Origin of the sequence: Burkholderia sp. AU30198 (assembly GCF_020419825.1) — a bacterium.
Taxonomy (GTDB): Bacteria; Pseudomonadota; Gammaproteobacteria; order Burkholderiales; family Burkholderiaceae; genus Burkholderia.
Map to the genome: position 1 here is coordinate 179,729 of NZ_JAIZSA010000012.1, position 15,477 is coordinate 195,205.

The 15,477-nt window shown below is 67.9% G+C and carries 14 protein-coding genes and 1 tRNA gene; 8 read left to right on the forward strand and 7 right to left on the reverse strand.

Going from position 1 to position 15,477, the window contains the following annotated elements; translation table 11 throughout:
* Window positions 1–119: 119 nt before the first annotated feature.
* The 3 genes from LGN19_RS25225 (at window position 120) to LGN19_RS25235 (ending at window position 3,314) form a co-directional block, all read left to right on the forward strand.
* Window positions 120–398, forward strand: a complete 279-nt coding sequence (locus tag LGN19_RS25225; RefSeq protein WP_011352385.1) for a hypothetical protein — start codon at window positions 120–122, stop codon at window positions 396–398.
* A 131-nt stretch (window positions 399–529) separates the two neighbouring features.
* Window positions 530–2,032 carry a DUF1800 domain-containing protein gene (locus LGN19_RS25230; protein WP_122946699.1) on the forward strand — a complete coding sequence of 501 codons (1,503 nt, stop codon included), beginning with the start codon at window positions 530–532 and terminating at the stop codon, window positions 2,030–2,032.
* Between the two features lie 67 nt (window positions 2,033–2,099).
* The gene (locus LGN19_RS25235) at window positions 2,100–3,314 is read left to right on the forward strand and encodes a DUF1501 domain-containing protein (protein ID WP_226217727.1); all 1,215 of its coding nucleotides are present in this window, start codon (window positions 2,100–2,102) and stop codon (window positions 3,312–3,314) included.
* 10 nt (window positions 3,315–3,324) lie between these two features.
* Here the strand turns inward: LGN19_RS25235 and hpnD are convergent, their stop codons facing one another.
* On the reverse strand, window positions 3,325–4,158 hold the full coding sequence (hpnD, locus tag LGN19_RS25240; RefSeq protein WP_174960960.1) for a presqualene diphosphate synthase HpnD: 834 nt from the start codon (window positions 4,156–4,158) through the stop codon (window positions 3,325–3,327).
* Window positions 4,159–4,393: 235 nt separating this feature from the next.
* Between hpnD and LGN19_RS25245 the strand changes: the two genes are divergently transcribed.
* Window positions 4,394–4,480 (forward strand) — tRNA-Leu (locus tag LGN19_RS25245).
* A gap of 298 nt (window positions 4,481–4,778) precedes the next feature.
* Here LGN19_RS25245 and LGN19_RS25250 read toward each other — a convergent pair.
* The 4 genes from LGN19_RS25250 to LGN19_RS25265 form a co-directional block, all read right to left on the reverse strand.
* The gene (locus LGN19_RS25250; protein ID WP_122945642.1) at window positions 4,779–5,009 is read right to left on the reverse strand and encodes a hypothetical protein; all 231 of its coding nucleotides are present in this window, start codon (window positions 5,007–5,009) and stop codon (window positions 4,779–4,781) included.
* A gap of 114 nt (window positions 5,010–5,123) precedes the next feature.
* Window positions 5,124–6,233 carry a class II histone deacetylase gene (locus LGN19_RS25255; RefSeq protein WP_226217729.1) on the reverse strand — a complete coding sequence of 370 codons (1,110 nt, stop codon included), beginning with the start codon at window positions 6,231–6,233 and terminating at the stop codon, window positions 5,124–5,126.
* A gap of 16 nt (window positions 6,234–6,249) precedes the next feature.
* Complete coding sequence (locus tag LGN19_RS25260; RefSeq protein WP_226217731.1) at window positions 6,250–7,458, reverse strand: MFS transporter; 1,209 nt, start codon at window positions 7,456–7,458, stop codon at window positions 6,250–6,252.
* Between the two features lie 21 nt (window positions 7,459–7,479).
* Window positions 7,480–8,526 (reverse strand): porin, encoded by a 1,047-nt coding sequence (locus LGN19_RS25265; protein WP_226217733.1) that lies wholly within the window; start codon window positions 8,524–8,526, stop codon window positions 7,480–7,482.
* A gap of 301 nt (window positions 8,527–8,827) precedes the next feature.
* Here LGN19_RS25265 and LGN19_RS25270 point away from each other — a divergent pair, with 301 nt between their 5' ends.
* Both LGN19_RS25270 and LGN19_RS25275 read left to right on the forward strand, forming a co-directional pair.
* The gene (locus tag LGN19_RS25270) at window positions 8,828–9,973 is read left to right on the forward strand and encodes a helix-turn-helix transcriptional regulator (protein ID WP_226217735.1); all 1,146 of its coding nucleotides are present in this window, start codon (window positions 8,828–8,830) and stop codon (window positions 9,971–9,973) included.
* A gap of 99 nt (window positions 9,974–10,072) precedes the next feature.
* Complete coding sequence (locus LGN19_RS25275) at window positions 10,073–11,071, forward strand: 2-dehydropantoate 2-reductase (RefSeq protein WP_226217737.1); 999 nt, start codon at window positions 10,073–10,075, stop codon at window positions 11,069–11,071.
* Window positions 11,072–11,241: 170 nt separating this feature from the next.
* Here the strand turns inward: LGN19_RS25275 and LGN19_RS25280 are convergent, their stop codons facing one another.
* Together LGN19_RS25280 and LGN19_RS25285 are read right to left on the reverse strand one after the other, a co-directional pair.
* Window positions 11,242–11,691 carry a MarR family winged helix-turn-helix transcriptional regulator gene (locus LGN19_RS25280; RefSeq protein WP_039367176.1) on the reverse strand — a complete coding sequence of 150 codons (450 nt, stop codon included), beginning with the start codon at window positions 11,689–11,691 and terminating at the stop codon, window positions 11,242–11,244.
* Between the two features lie 62 nt (window positions 11,692–11,753).
* The gene (locus LGN19_RS25285; RefSeq protein ID WP_122945636.1) at window positions 11,754–12,899 is read right to left on the reverse strand and encodes a glycerate kinase; all 1,146 of its coding nucleotides are present in this window, start codon (window positions 12,897–12,899) and stop codon (window positions 11,754–11,756) included.
* Window positions 12,900–13,288: 389 nt separating this feature from the next.
* Between LGN19_RS25285 and tig the strand changes: the two genes are divergently transcribed.
* Both tig and clpP read left to right on the forward strand, forming a co-directional pair.
* A complete protein-coding gene (tig, locus tag LGN19_RS25290) occupies window positions 13,289–14,635 on the forward strand; it encodes a trigger factor (protein WP_122945635.1) in 1,347 nt (448 codons plus the stop codon).
* A gap of 140 nt (window positions 14,636–14,775) precedes the next feature.
* Complete coding sequence (gene clpP / locus LGN19_RS25295) at window positions 14,776–15,429, forward strand: ATP-dependent Clp endopeptidase proteolytic subunit ClpP (protein ID WP_010092137.1); 654 nt, start codon at window positions 14,776–14,778, stop codon at window positions 15,427–15,429.
* Window positions 15,430–15,477: the final 48 nt, after the last annotated feature.

Here is a 15,477-nt window from a genome sequence, read left to right on the forward strand (position 1 = left end):
CCCCTGCACTCCATCTTTCATCTTTGCACACCCGAATTCCGCAGGGTTTTTCAAGTACCAGAGGTAACCGGTTGCCGCGTGACGAAGGGAACAAATCGACCAAAGAAGCGAGGACGGTCATGCGATCTGCCCGGATTGCACTGATGCTGACGATCGCACTTGCCGGTCCGTATGCGTCGAACTTCGCATACGCGCAGCGCCCCGAGCAGGGCGCATCGTCGCGCAAGCTGCCGCGCGGCAAAGCGCCGCAGTCCGACCGTACCGCCGAGATGACGGTTCGTTCCGCCGTGCCTCCCGATCTCGAACAGCGCCGCCGCGACGGGCACATGACGCCCGAGGAGCGCCACCTTTTGCGCCAGCACATCGAGGACGCCGTTCGCGAGCTGTACAAGCGCTGACACGCCATTTTCCCCCTGCGCGAAATACCTCGCGCGGAAAAGTTTCGTAGCAATTTTTCCGTCAACTTTCGCCTGCCGATTGCCGTTGTACCGGCATCCGCACCGCCGGTGCGTTCCGGGAGTCCATGACGATGAAAGCGAACGCTGCCGCACCGGCGCCGTCGCCCGCCATGCAGTCGCCGCTCGACGCGGACGATGCATTGTTTTTCCTGAGCCGTACCGGTTTTTCTCCCGCACCCGCCGATGTCGCGCGCATCGTCGGCATGACGCGTGCGCAGGTCGTGGCCGACACGCTCGGCAATGTGCGCCACGACCCCGTTACGACGTGGCCCGACTGGATCGCCGAGCTGCCGCCGACGCGCGCGCAGCGCCAGGCGCTGACTCCCGACATGCGGCGCGACGAGCAGCGCGAGCGCAACGTTCGGTACGATGCGCTGCGCGCGGCCTGGGTCAACGAGATGATCGTCACGCCGTCGCCGCTCACCGAGCGCATGACGCTGTTCTGGCACGGGCACTTCACGTCGGGGCAGGACAAGGTGCCTTACCCGCAGACGATGGCCGCGCAGAACGCGCTGTTGCGCCGCGAGGCGCTCGGCAATTTCGGCGTGCTGCTGCACGCGGTCGCGAAGGATCCGGCGATGCTGCAGTACCTCGACGGCGCGAGCAATCGCAAGGGGCGCCCGAACGAGAACTTCGCGCGCGAGGTGATGGAGCTGTTCACGCTCGGCGAAGGGCATTACACGCAGTACGACGTGACCGAAGCCGCACGCGCGATGACGGGCTGGACGGTCGATCCCGATACTTATCGCTTCGAGGTGCGGCCGGATTTGCACGATGCGGGCGACAAGACGATCCTCGGCGAAACGGGGCCGTTCGACGGCGACGGCTTTCTCGACATCCTGCTGAAGCGGCCCGGCACCGCACGCTTCATCGCCGGCAAGCTGTGGCGCGAGTTCGTGTCCGATACGCCCGACCCGGGTGCGCTCGATACGGTGGCCGAGCGGTTTCGTTCGAGCGGCTACGACATTCGCGCGGCGCTCGCCGCGCTGTGGTCGACCGACGCGTTCTGGGATCCGCGCAACCGCGGCGTGCTTGTCAAATCGCCGGCGGAATTCGTCGTCGGGTCGGTGCGGCTGTTCGACGTTTCATACGGCGATCCGCAGATGCTTGCGAACACCGTGCGCACGCTCGGGCAGAACCTGTTCTACCCGCCGAACGTGAAGGGCTGGCCGGGCGGCGCGCTGTGGATCAACAGCACCACGCTGCTCGCACGCAAGCAGTTCGTCGAGCAACTGTTCCGCGCGACGGAGACGGCCGGCATGCACCCGCCGGCGCATGCGATGGCGCCGCCGACGAGTGCCCGCGCGCACGCGATGCCGGTGGTCGATACGGCGTCCGCCGCCGGCATGCGCGGTGCGCCTGCCAAGCCCGCGCGCGCCGGCTTGCGTTTCGACCTCGAGCGCTGGCTGGCGCAATATCGCGCGCGGCCGCAGGCGATCGCGGGCTTGTCGACCGAGCTTCAGTTGCAGCATGCGGTGCTGCAGCTTTCGCCGGTCGCGGCGATCGACACGGATTCGACCGGCAGCGCATATCTCGAGGCGCTGCTGATGGATCCGGCTTACCAACTGAAATGATTCGAACGACGATGAAACGGGGCGCCGGTGCGGCAAAGGTGCCGGGCGGCGAACCAAAGGATGCGCGATGAACCGACGTGATTTTCTGACGCTGACGGGCGCTGCGGCCGCGGCCGGCGTGTCGATGTGGCAGGCACCCGCGATGGCCGCAGCCGCGACGGGACGGCAGTTGGCGGCCGGGTATGCGAACGTGCTGATCCTCGTCGAGCTGAAGGGCGGCAACGACGGCCTCAATACGGTGGTCCCGTATGCGGATCCGCTGTACTACCAGTTCCGGCGCAGCATCGGCATCAAGCGTGAGCAGGTGCTGCAACTCGATGCGCATACGGGGCTGCATCCGTCGCTCGCGCCGCTGATGCCGCTGTGGCGCGACGGACAGGTCGCGGTCGTGCAGGGCGTCGGCTATCCGCAGCCGAACCTGTCGCATTTCCGCTCGATCGAGATCTGGGATACCGCGTCGCGCTCGGACCAGTACCTGCACGAAGGCTGGCTCACACGCACCTTCGCGCAGGCGCCCGTGCCGCCCGGTTTCGCGGCGGATGGGGTCGTACTCGGCAGCGCCGAGATGGGGCCGCTCTCGAACGGCGCGCGTGCGATCGCGCTCGTCAATCCCGCGCAGTTCATCCGCGCGGCCCGGCTCGCCGAGCCGTCGTCGCTGCGCGAACAGAACCCCGCGCTTGCACACATCATCGACGTCGAGAACGACATCGTGAAGGCGGCCGACCGGCTGCGCCCGCGCGGCGGGATGCGTGAATTCAGGACGGCCTTTCCGGCCGGCGCGTTCGGCACGTCGGTCAAGACCGCGATGCAGGTGCTGGCCGCGTGCGAAGCGTCCGGGCCGGGCGCGCAGGATGGTGTCGCGGTGCTGCGCCTGACGCTCAACGGCTTCGATACGCACCAGAACCAGCCGGGGCAGCAGGCTGCGCTGCTCAAGCAGTTCGCGGAAGGGATGAGCGCGATGCGCGGCGCGTTGATCGAGCTCGGGCGCTGGAACCAGACGCTCGTGATGACGTATGCGGAATTCGGACGGCGCGTGCGCGAGAACCAGAGCAACGGCACCGATCACGGCACGGCCGCGCCGCATTTCGTGATGGGCGGCCGCGTGGCTGGCGGGCTATACGGTGCGCCACCGGCGCTCGGGCGGCTCGACGGCAACGGCAACCTGCCGGTCGCGGTCGATTTCCGCCAGCTCTACGCGACCGTGCTCGGGCCGTGGTGGGGGCTCGATGCGACGCGCGTGCTGCAGCAGCGCTTCGACACGCTGCCGTTGCTGAAGGCGTGATGCGCGAGGGTCAGCGCCGGCGCGCGGCGCGCCACGCGATCCACAGCTTGCGGATCGGCGTCAGCGCGATGCGCTGGTGCAGTACCTGGTAGCCGTCGCGCTCGATTTCATCGAGCAGCGAGCCGGTCAGTGCGATCTGCGCGCGCAGCGTGCGTTGCGCGCGGCGTTCGGATGCGGGGATCGCCGCTTCGGCGGCCACGAGCGCTTCGCGCGCGCGGGCCGTCTGGAATTGCAGCAGTTCGGTGAAGGCCGGGCTGTAGCGGCGGTTCAGCAGATCAGCCGCGGTCACGTTGTAGCGCTGCAGTTCGTCGATCGGCAGGTAGATGCGGCCGTGGCGCGCGTCGTTGCCGAGTTCCTGCACGAATTGCGCGAGCATCAGCGCGCGGCCGGCATCCGCGGCCCACGGTTGCGGGTCGGCCGGGTTCGCGGCGCTGGCGCGCGCGACCAGCGACGCGAAGACGCCGCCGACCTGCGCGATATAGCGCTGCAGGTTCGCGAAATCGAGGTAGCGCGCCTGTTCGAGATCCATCCCGTAACCGTTGACGAGCGTGCGCAATGCGTCGGCCTCGGCGGCGATCGCCGGATGATGCTGCGCGAGCGCCTTCGTGACCGGGTGCGACGGCTGCCCGTCGGCCAGCGCCGCGAGTTCCTTGTGCCACCACGCGAGCTTCGTGTGTCCGATGGTCGGGTCGCTGGTTTCCTTGACGGTTTCCTCGAGTTCGCGGCGCAGCGCGAACAGGGCGGTCAGGCGCGGTTGCGTGGCGAGCGGCGCCTGGCGCAGCGCGTAGTAGACGCTGGAGCCCGCAGGGGCGGCCTTTTGCTGACAGTAGTCGTCGAAGTTCACGGGCGGAATCGTGTGGGGGCGGGTTCGGGGGACGCGCGGCGGCGCGGTGCCGAAACGTCGAGCGCGGCATTCTAGCACCGCTGCACGACGGGTGCCGGCAGGGGCGAGACAAGCCCGCACGGATCGGGTAGAATCTCGCGCTCGCCTGATCGGGCGTGCCGGCTGCAGGCCGGCGCGATGTCCCGGGCGCGTGGAAACGCTCTTGCGTGCCGCGCGATCAGGCGACAGAGCATGCGCGTGAGTGGCGAAATTGGTAGACGCACCAGGTTTAGGTCCTGACGCCCGCAAGGGTGTGCCGGTTCGAGTCCGGCCTCACGCACCAGAAGTCGAATGCGCCTCCGTCAGGGGCCGTTCATTAAAAAGCGCTGTCGGTCGATTGACCGCAGCGCTTTTTTGCTGATGCCGGTGTTTTTCCCGGCACGCGAACCTGTACAACGCTGAACGAAAATTCGTGCCGCGTGCAATTTCGTGTTCACCTGGATATCGGGGCGCAGTCCCCAATCCGTGCAGGCGCCCCAGCCCGCGAGTGAACCGCGGGGATCCCCGCCTCGTCTGAAACAAGCCCCACCCCCAGCGCCGCACGTCACCCGACCCGCGGCGCTTCGTCATCTCAGGCCCGTCTATTCCCAGAAACTCCGGATCGCGACTGCCACGATCACCGGCACCGAGAACACCAGCGGAATCGCGAAATACTGCGCTTCGCGATCGACGATCCAGCTATAGATCACCCACGCCGCGCCGATCGCGAACGTGATGAGGCCGACCGTCACGGCGGCGATGTTCAGGACGAGCTTCGAAGGCTGGCGGCGCGTCTTGGCATCGTCATGGTTATCGTGCGGGGACGATTTCATCGGAAGAGTGCGGCGTCGGGCCGGAACGGGGATAAAAGCACAGGAAACCCCATTCGCCCCGATCGCGCAAGAGGGCCGGCGCAGGCCGGCCCTCGTCGCGTCTGCCAGCGCGCACTACAACCCGAACGACACCGCCAGTTCGTCGAGCAGTTCGCGCTGGAAGGTGACGAACCGCTCACCCGGCTGCTGCGCGATCGCGAGGTCGAGCATCGGATCGACAACCTCGGTGCGAATGCCGGCCAGCTCCTCGACGATCGCGAGCCCGCAGAACGGCACGTACGCTTCCGAATAGCCGCCTTCGTGAACGACTACGAGCCGCCCGCCGCAATGGCGCTGCGCGGCATCCTTCACTGCGCGCGTCATGAACCGGTAGCTGCCGGTGTGCAACTGCATGCGCGCGAGCGGATCGACCGCGCTCGCGTCGAGGCCGCTCGCGACGACGATCAGCTCGGGCCGGAAACGCTCCAGCGCCGGCAGCACGATCCGTTCGAACGCATAGCGATACGCATCGTCGCCGCTGCCCGCGAGCAGTGGCACGTTCAGGTTCGCGCCGACTCCCGCGCCTTCGCCGCGGTCGTCCGCGCCGCTGTAGCCGGGCGGGAAGCAACGATCCTGATGCAGCGAGATCGTCAGCGTGTCCGGATCGTCGTAGTAGATCGACTGTGTGCCGTTGCCGTGATGCACATCCCAGTCGATCACCGCGACGCGCTCGATGCCGTGTTTCGCACGGGCGGCCTCGATCGCGATCGGGATGTTCGCCAGCAGGCAGAAGCCCATCGGGCGGTCGCGCAGGCAGTGATGGCCGGGCGGCCGCGACAGCGAGAACGCGTTTGTCGCACGCTCGCCGAGCACCGTATCGACCGCCGCGATCGCGAGGCCGGCCGACAGCGCGGCGATCTCGTAGCTGCCTTTGCCGAACGGCGCGAGATCGCCGAGGTCGCCGCCGTTCGCGTCGCTGAGCGCGCGGAACGCGTCGAGATAGTGTGCGGGATGAATGCGCAGCAGGTCGGTGGTCGATGCCGGCGCGGCGCCGTGCAGGTCGAGCTGTGCGGCCAGGCCCGAGGCCTGCACGAGCGACAGGAAACGGCGCTTCGAATCGGGCGATTCCGCGTAGCCCGCGCTCGACGGCGGCTGGACCCAGCCGCCGACCGGGAAGAACAGCGCGTGCGTGCCGCCCGTATGCCAGAAGGTGCGTTCGTCGGTGAAGAAGGCAATGCGATTCATGGATGTGCGTGACCTGTCACGGTTGGGAGGAAACGGAAGGGCGCGTGCGGCGATCGATGTGGCGCAGCGCGGCGAAAGACACGATCGCGACGGCCGTCGCGGCCGCGAACAGCGCGCGCATCGTGCCGCCGGCGTCGAGCATCAGCCCGGCGAGCAGCGGGCCGGCCGCGAGGCCGGCGCCGATCACGAAATTGAGCGTGGCGACGAGGCGGCCCGACGTGTCGATTTGCGCGACGGTCGCGAGGATGAACGGCAGCACGAACGTCCACGCGAACTTGAACGCGAAGATCGCTGCGCTGTAGCCGCCGGCGTGCCGCATCACGGCGAGCGCGACGAGCGAGGCCGCCAGCAGCGCGTAACCGGCCGCCAGCATCGCGCGCCGCGCAAGCCGGCCGCCCGCGCATGACGCAAGCGCCGCGCCGGCGATGCCCATCACGCTCGCGATCGCGAGCACGTTGCCGGTCGACTGCGGATCGAGCCCGGCATCGCTCGCGGCACGGCTTGCGAACGTCCACACGCTGCCGATCGCGAGATAGAACGTCAGCACCGCGCCGATCGCGAGCATGACGAAGCTTTGCGGCGTTTGCGCCGCAGCGCCGCGCGCGTTTTGCGCAGGCGTGGTGCGCGCGCCCAGCGATGACGGAAAGCCGCGCGACAGCGGCGCCGCGAGCAGCGCGAGCGCGGCGAGCGCGACATACAGCGCGCGCAGCCCGAACGCCGCGAACACATGCGGCAGTACGAACAGGCCGATCGCGCCCGCGATCAACTGGCCGACTACCCACAGGCCGTACACGCGGTCGCTGTTCTCGCTTGTCGCGGCGCTCGTCATGCAGAGCACCATCAGCGAACCGCCGCCGAGCGCGGTGACGGCGCGCAGCGCGAGCAGCGCGACGAAGCCCGGCATCCACAGCGCGGTCAGCAGGTTGCCCGCACCGAACAGCGCGATCGCGAACGCAGCGACGCGGCGCGCGTCGATCCGGCCGAGCCACAGGTACGACGGCACGGTCGCGAGGCTGAACGCGCCGAGTTCGACGAAGAAGTAGGTGCCGATCTGCGATGCGGATAGCCCGAGCTGCGTTGCGAGCTGGCCGGCGACGGCCGGCGCCACGAGCAGCAGCAGCGGCGTGATGGCCGCGAACACGACGAGCGCGACGAGCGTCGAGCGCGCGAAGGTCGAGGCGCGGCCGTCGGGCGGGAGTACGGCATCCGGAGAAAGGGTTTTCATGGCGGGCTCTCGTGTGGGGAATCAGAACAGGTGGTACATGCCGACCATCGCGCCGAACTGCGATGCGCCGGCGAGCGGCGTCGGGTCGTATTCGTAGACGGTCTGCGAACTCTGGCCGTTGTTGCGCGCGTAGCCGAGGTTGACGTAGGCGACGGTGCGTTTCGACAGCGCGTACGTGGTGCTCGCGATGAACAGCGTCGGGTGCCCGATCGCCGGCGTGTGCGAGTCGGTGTGGTAGACACCCGCGTTCAGGCCGATCTCGCTCGACATCTGGTAGCGCGCACCGCCCCAGACGATCGTGCGCGCCGCGTCGAGGTCGCCGGTCAGGCGTTCGACGCCTGCATAGACGGTGAGCGGCAGCGTGGCAAACGCATAGCGCGCGGCGAGCGTGCCGAGTTCGCGGCGTCGTGCGGACGTGTCGTCGGCCGCTGAGATATCGCCGTGCGCCTGATGCAGCACCGCGCTGACCGACAGGCCGTTGCTCGTGTACTGGCCGCCGAGTTCGAGCACGCGTCCGGCGCGCGTATTGCCGGCGACGCCGGAGGTCGCGGCAAGCGCCTCGACATCGAAACCGGCGAATGTCTGCGACTGGTACTTGACCGAGTGGTCGATGAAGTTCGCATTCATCGGCACGATGACGCCCTGGCCGCTGTACGACGCGTACCAGAGCGGGTCGTAGAACAGTGTCTTGTCGAACAGCACGCTGAACTGCCGGCCGAGCGTGACGGTGCCGACGGGCCCCGCGATGCCGACGTATGCGCCGCGGAAGAAGGCGTAGCCGGGCACGGTCGCGGTGCCGTCGTTGAGGTTGAGGCCCTGTTCGAGCTTGAACAGCGCCCGCCAGCCGCCGCCGAGATCCTCGTGGCCCTTCAGCCCGATCTGGGAAGGCAGGATGCCGTAGTTCTGCAACTGCACGGCCGAGTGGCGCCCGTCGGCATGGGTCAGGTATTGCACGCCGGCGTCGAGCGCGCCGTACAGCGTGAGGGACGACTGCGCGTGCGCAGCGACACTGCACGCGGCAAGCGTCACGACGGCCGCGGCCGTGCGGATGAAGCGGGGTTTCGTCACGTGGGGTTCTCCATACCGTCCTGCATCGGTTTGTCGTTGGTGTTGTCGCGACGCAGTGTCCGCAGCGGGAAAACCTTCGAACAGTCGTCCAGATGAACGGTGCGGAAAACCCGCGGGGCACGGCATGCATGCGGCACGCGCCGCGGCGCGGCGTGCTGCGGAGCAGCAACGTGCGGTGCACCGTTCAAATGGATGGGGCTGGCGCCCGTTCCGGCACCGTGGCCCGTCAAAAAAGCCGGTCGCTATAATCGGCCGGTGTCGTTGTGCACATCAGCAGCCCGATCGGGCAGGGGAGCGGAAGGTGAGGATCACGACGGATATCGGGCAGGATCTCGATGCGCTGCGCGACGTGCCGGCCGCCATCGTGCTCGACGACTTCGCGTGGCCGCCGCTGCCGTCCCGGCGCGCCGATTTCGACGGCGTCACGCGCGGCGACGCATCGCAGCGCGAACTCGGGCTGATGCTGCTCGACCTGTACGCGGTTGCCGCCCGGTCTGCCATCGGCGAATTCGAATACCGGTTCTTTTCGCTGCTGCAGGCGCTCATTCCGTTCGACGCCGCCTGGACGGGCGTCGCGACCCATGTGCCGACCGGCCCCGTGATGCACAACAGCTTCCTGTACCGTCTGCCGCACGCGTTCTTCCGCGACTGGAAGCGCGTGCGCGATTGCGACCCGCTCGCGCACCGCACGCTGCGCGGTGCGCACGGTCACGCGGTCCGGTTGTCGGTCGTCGAACCGGGGCTCGATGCCCGGTTTCGCGACTGGTGCGTGAAATACGGGCTCGCGCAACTGATGTGCGTGTGTACGCTCGATCGCCGTTTCGGCCTGACGACGTTCATGTCGATCTACCGCCAGGGCCTGAATCGGCCGTTCAGCGACGACGACGCACGCCGTTTCGAGGAAGTGATTCCGCATCTCGCGGCCGCGCTGACGATCAATCGCGCCGCGCAGCTCACGCGCGAGCGCGGCGATACGATCACACCGGCGGCGCGCGCGCTGTGTGACAACTTCGGCGTGCTCCACCACGCCGATCACGGTTTCGACGACGTACTGCGTACCGAATGGCCGGCTTGGGCTGGTGTGCGCGTGCCGGAGCCGCTCGTCGCGCACCTGCGGCGCCAGTCGGGCCAGCCGTTCGTTGGCGATGCGCTGCGGATCCAGTGCGTGCCGGTTGCGGGGCTGTTCCAGATCGAGGCGCGGCCGCGCTCACTGCTCGACCGACTGAGCCCGCGCGAGCTTGCGGCGATCCGCTATTACGGCGCCGGGCGCTCGCACAAGGAAGTCGCGCAACAGATGGCGATTTCGCCGACGACCGTGCGCCACTATCTGCGCTGCGCGTATCGCAAGCTCGGGATGCACGACAAGAGCCAGATCGCCGGCGTGCTCGGCGCGACCGGCGGCGCGGCCGACGACGAGCCGGTGGAAGCCGGCGGCGAGCCGCGCTGAATCGGTCGAACCCTGCGCGTCGCACGCGCTCGCGTGAATGGTTGTGCCCGCAACCATTGGGCGTTATGCTCGTCAGCTCCCAGGAGACGGAATTCCATCATGAACGACACGAATTCAGGGTCGGTGCGCGCGGCGGTGGTCGGGGTCGGCGCGATCGGCGGGTTGCTTGCGGCCGCGTTGTCGCGGGCCGGCATGACCGTGAGCGCGTACGCGCGCGGCGCGACGCTTGATGCGTTGAACACGCACGGCGTGCGCGTGATCGACGAGGCGGGCGCCACATCGTCGGTTCCGGTGCGGGCGAGCGACGATGCGGCCGCGCTCGGCGTGCAGGACTACGTGGTGATCGCGCTGAAGGCGCAGGCGCTGCCGGCGCTGGCCGCGCGCATTGCACCGCTGATCGGGCCGGATACGGTGATCGTCGCGGCGATGAACGGGCTGCCGTGGTGGTTCACGCACGGGCTCGAAGGGGCGCTCGACGGCGTGCCGCTCGATGCGGTCGATCCGGCCGGTGCTGTGTCGGCGGCGTTGCCGCCCGCACAGGCGATCGGGTGCGTCGTGCACCTGTCGTCGAGTACCGACGCGCCGGGCATCGTGCGCCGCGGGCGCGGCAACCGGCTGATCGTCGGGGCACCCGATGCGCGGCTCGACACGGCCACGGCCCGGTTCGCCGCGGCGCTCGCGGCGGGCGGTTTCGACGTGGAGTCGACGCCCGCGATCCGGGCCGAGATCTGGACGAAGTTGTGGGGCAACATGAACATGAATCCGCTCAGCGCGCTGACGGGGTCGACGTCCGAGCAGTTGCTCGACGATCCGTTCACGCAGGATCTCGCGCTGCGGATGATGGAGGAGGCGGCCGCGATCGGCGCGAAGCTCGGCCTGTCGACCGGGATGAGCGGGCCCGAGCGGATCGCGGTCACGCGCAAGCTCGGCGCGTTCAAGACGTCGATGCTGCAGGATTTCGAAGCGGGGCGCGCGCTCGAGATCGGGCCGATCCTCGGCGTGTTTCCTGAACTCGGGCGCAAGCTCGGCGTGCCGACCCCGTATTGCGACGCGGTACTCGGGCTGCTCCGGCAGCGCGCGACGAACAGCGGGCTGTGACGCGTGCCGGGCGGGTGCATGCGCAACGCGGGTGAGGCGGGGCGCTGCGAGCCGCTTGCCGTGCGCAACGCATGACGCAAAGCGGGCCGCCCGCGTCGCGGTTGAAGCGACCGGGGCGGCCCGTCGAATTCATCGGATCAATACAGCGGGCTCCGTGCCCGTGTTGCCGCTCAGTCGTCCCGCTCGGTCGCGTGCGCGACGACCTTGTCGAGCAGCCTCTCGAACGTCTGGCGTTCGCTGTCGGACAGGCACGCGAGCAAGCCGTCGTTCCACTTGCGCACGATCGGCATGATCTTGCGATGCAGCGCGCGGCCGTCGGCGGTCAGCGCGATCAGCACGATCCGGCCGTCCTCCTCGCTTGCACTGCGCTCGAGCAGCCCCTGGCGCAGCAGCGCCTCGGCCGCCCGGCTCGCCTGGCTCTTGTCGAGGTTGGTGTGGCGCGCGAGATCCATGATCGAGAACGGGCCGAAGGCGCCGACGGCGGCGATCACGCGCGCCTCGGGCAGCGAGATGTCGAGCTTGTGCCGGTACACCTCGCCGATCCCGCGGTCGGAGCGCTTCGTGAGCGCGTGGAGGCGATAGGTCAGAAACTGATCGAGCCCGGCTTGACGGCCTTTCATGTCGAATCCTGAAGAAAAAGGGCGGGCCCGATTGTTCCTGTATCGCGCGCTCGGGTCAACGGTCAGTGTGCACCGTATTTCAGGCGCGTCAATTGCTCCGCTTCGTTCGCGAGCAGATTGGCCGCGTCGCGGATCGCGACGTCGAGCGTGATCGGCCCGGGAGCCGGCGAGAAGCAGCCGGAAAAATGTTCGGACAGGCGCGGCAGCGCGGCCGGGTCGACCGCGCCGGACAGCAGCGACGCGCTCACGCCCGCGGCCTGCGCGTGGCGGCACGCGATGAACGGCGCCTTGCCGTGCAGCGTCTGCACGTCGGAGCGGCCTTCGCCGGTGATCAGCCAGTCGGCGCCGGCGAGCGCCGCGTCGAGGCCGACTTGCCGCGCGACCACTTCGGCGCCCGCTTCGAACTGCGCGCCGAGCATATGCAGCGCGAAACCGAGGCCACCCGCGGCACCGGCGCCCGGCAGGTCGCGGCCACGGCGGTCGAGCGCGGTTTCGAGCAGGTCGGCGAAACGGGCGAGGGCGGCGTCGAGGGTCGCAACCTGCTCGGGCGTCACACCCTTTTGCGGGCCGAACACGGCGGTCGCGCCGTGCGCGCCCGTCAGCGGGTTGTCGACGTCGGACATGCCGATGAATTCGGTTTCCTTCAGGCGCGGGTCGAGCCCCGACGCGTCGATGCGCGCGATGTCGGCGAGCCGCGACGGTACCGGTTCGACCGGCTGGCCGCCCGCGTCGAAGCACTGCAGGCCGAGGCCGGCGAGCAGCCCGGCGCCCGCATCGTTGGTGCTGCTGCCGCCGAGCGCGACGAAGAAGCGGCGCACGCCTTCGTCGAGCAGCGTGCGGATCGCTTCGCCCATCCCGCGCGTGCTGCGCGCGTCAACGGGCACGCTCATGCCGACCGGATCCGTGATGCCGACGATCTCGGCCGTCTCGACGATCGCGGTGCGCGCGTCGATCACGCCGACCGCCGCGTCGCGTGCCGCGAGCGACGCGCCGGCCACCCGCAGCGCACGCCGTGTACCGCCGCCTGCCAGCATCGCGTCGAGCGTGCCTTCGCCGCCGTCGGCCATCGGGCAGCAGCGCACGACCGCGTCGGGGCGGGCGCGGCGGATGCCGGTGGCGATCGCATCCGCGACCTGCTCGGCGGAAAGCGAGCCTTTGAACGAATCGGGCGCGATGACGACGACAGGCGCGGACGGGTGTTGCGGCATGGTGTCTCCGGAAGGCGTGATTGGTGTGAGGAATGAATGGAGCCGCGGCGGCGGCATACCTTCAATCGGAGCTTACAGGATGGCGGGCCCGTGGTGGATACGGCGTTCGGCATAGCGGCGATCCGCGCGCATTGCCGTGCAGAGGGCTGCCGATGCGGGGCAGACGCATGTACGTCGCGCCGATCTGGCGGTGTGAGGAAAATTGTTTGCTAGAATAGTCGATTCTTCCGGCCAAAGCCGTGCTCCGAGCCGCTTGCGCTAGCCATCCGGCGCGTGCAGGGATGGCGTGGCGCTCCGGCGCGGCGAGTGGATGTGACGCACATCACGCCGCAGGCAGGCACGGCAAGGAAAACCCGATTCGCTCGAATAATTTTAGGACGATTGAAGCCATGGCTAACGTTGTTGAGAACCTCGGCAAGCTTGAACGCCGCGTGACGATTTCCCTGCCGAAAGACACCGTGCAGAAGGAAATCGACGCCCGTATCCAGAAACTCGCGAAGACCGTGCGCATGCCGGGTTTCCGCCCGGGCAAGGTGCCGGTGAAGATGGTCGCGCAACAGTATGCGGGTCAGGTCGAGGCAGAAGTGCTGAGCGACAAGATCGGCCAGGAATTCTTCACGATCAGCCGCGCGGAAAACCTGCGCGTCGCTGGCCAGCCGAGCTTCGAGCCGAAGCAGGAGCAGGCTGAAGGTGCATACGCGTTCGACGCGACGTTCGAGGTGTACCCGGAAGTGACGATCGGCGATCTGGCGACGGCTGAAGTCGAGCGTTCGACGACGTCGATCGGCGACGATGAAATCGACCGCACGCTGGACATCCTGCGCAAGCAGCGCGTGCACTTCCACGCACGTGGCGAAGCCGGCGAGCACGGCGACGGCGGCGCGGACACCGCAGCGAAGAACGGCGACCGCGTGACGGTCGACTTCGTCGGCAAGATCGACGATGTCGCGTTCCAGGGCGGCACGGCTGAAGATTTCCCGTTCGTGCTCGGCGAAGGCCGCATGCTGCCGGAATTCGAAACGGCAGCGCTGGGCCTGAAGGACGGCGAGTCGCGCACGTTCGACCTGGCGTTCCCGGAGGATTACCACGGCAAGGACGTCGCGGGCAAGACGGCGCAGTTCACGGTCACGATGAAGAAGATCGAGTGGCCGCACCTGCCGGAAATCGACGGTGAATTCGCGAAGTCGCTCGGCATCGAAGACGGCGATCTCACGAAGATGCGCGGCGAGATCAAGGAAAACCTCGAGCGTGAAGCGAAGCGCCGCACGCAGTCGATCGTCAAGAACCAGGTGATGGACGCGCTGCTGAAGATTTCCGAACTCGACGTGCCGAAGGCGCTGATCGAGCAGGATCAGCAACGCCTCGTCGAAATGGCTCGCCAGGATCTGGCGCAGCGCGGCGTGCCGAACGCGAAGGACGCACCGATCCCGGCCGAGATGTTCGCCGAGCAGGCAGAACGCCGTGTGAAGCTGGGCCTCGTGCTGGCCGAACTCGTGAAGTCGAACAGCCTCGAAGCGAAGCCGGAACAGATCCGCGCGGAAGTGGACGAGTTCGCGAAGAGCTACGAAGACCCGAAGGAAGTGGTCCGCTGGTATTATTCGAACCAGCAGCGCCTCGCCGAGATGGAAGCGTTCGTCGTTGAAAGCAACGTCGTCGATTTCGTGCTGGGCAAGGCGAAGGTGACGGACAAGGAAGTGAGCTTCGAAGCACTCGCGAGCGCATCGGCGCAAGCGTAAGTGTTGCTCTAGCGGCGTGCCGGCTGTCGGAGCGACGGCCCGCACGCCGTTTTTACGTCAAGCGCACGGTTGCCATTAATATGGCGATTGAGCGGGCGGCTTCCTTCCGTTCAATTTTCCATTCGAACAAGGTTCATTGAATGATCACTCGCGCTGAATTGCTGGACATGCTTGCTTCGAACGCGCCGCAGGGTTTCGAGGCGCAAGCGCTGGGGCTGGTGCCGATCGTCGTCGAAACGAGCGGCCGCGGCGAGCGTTCGTACGATATCTACTCGCGTCTCCTGAAGGAGCGCCTGGTGTTCATGGTCGGCGAAGTGAACGACCAGACCGCCAACCTCGTGGTTGCGCAGCTGCTGTTCCTCGAGAGCGAGAATCCCGACAAGGACATCAGCCTGTACATCAACAGCCCGGGCGGGTCGGTGTCGGCCGGCATGGCGATCTACGACACGATGCAGTTCATCAAGCCGGACGTGTCGACGCTGTGCATGGGCCTCGCGGCCAGCATGGGCGCGTTCCTGCTCGCGTCGGGTGCGAAGGGCAAGCGCTTCGCGCTGCCGAACTCGCGCGTGATGATTCACCAGCCGCTCGGCGGCGCACGCGGCCAGGCATCCGACATCGAGATCCAGGCACGCGAAATCCTCTACCTGAAGGAGCGGCTGAACCAGTTGCTCGCGCAGCACACGGGCCAGGACGTCGAGCGCATCGCGCGCGACACCGACCGTGATAACTTCATGTCGAGCGAGGATGCGAAGGCGTACGGGCTGATCGATCAGGTGCTGCTGAAGCGCCCGTGAGCTTAAGTGGGGTGCCGCCCCGATTCGTGCGGCGCCCCTGCGATGTCC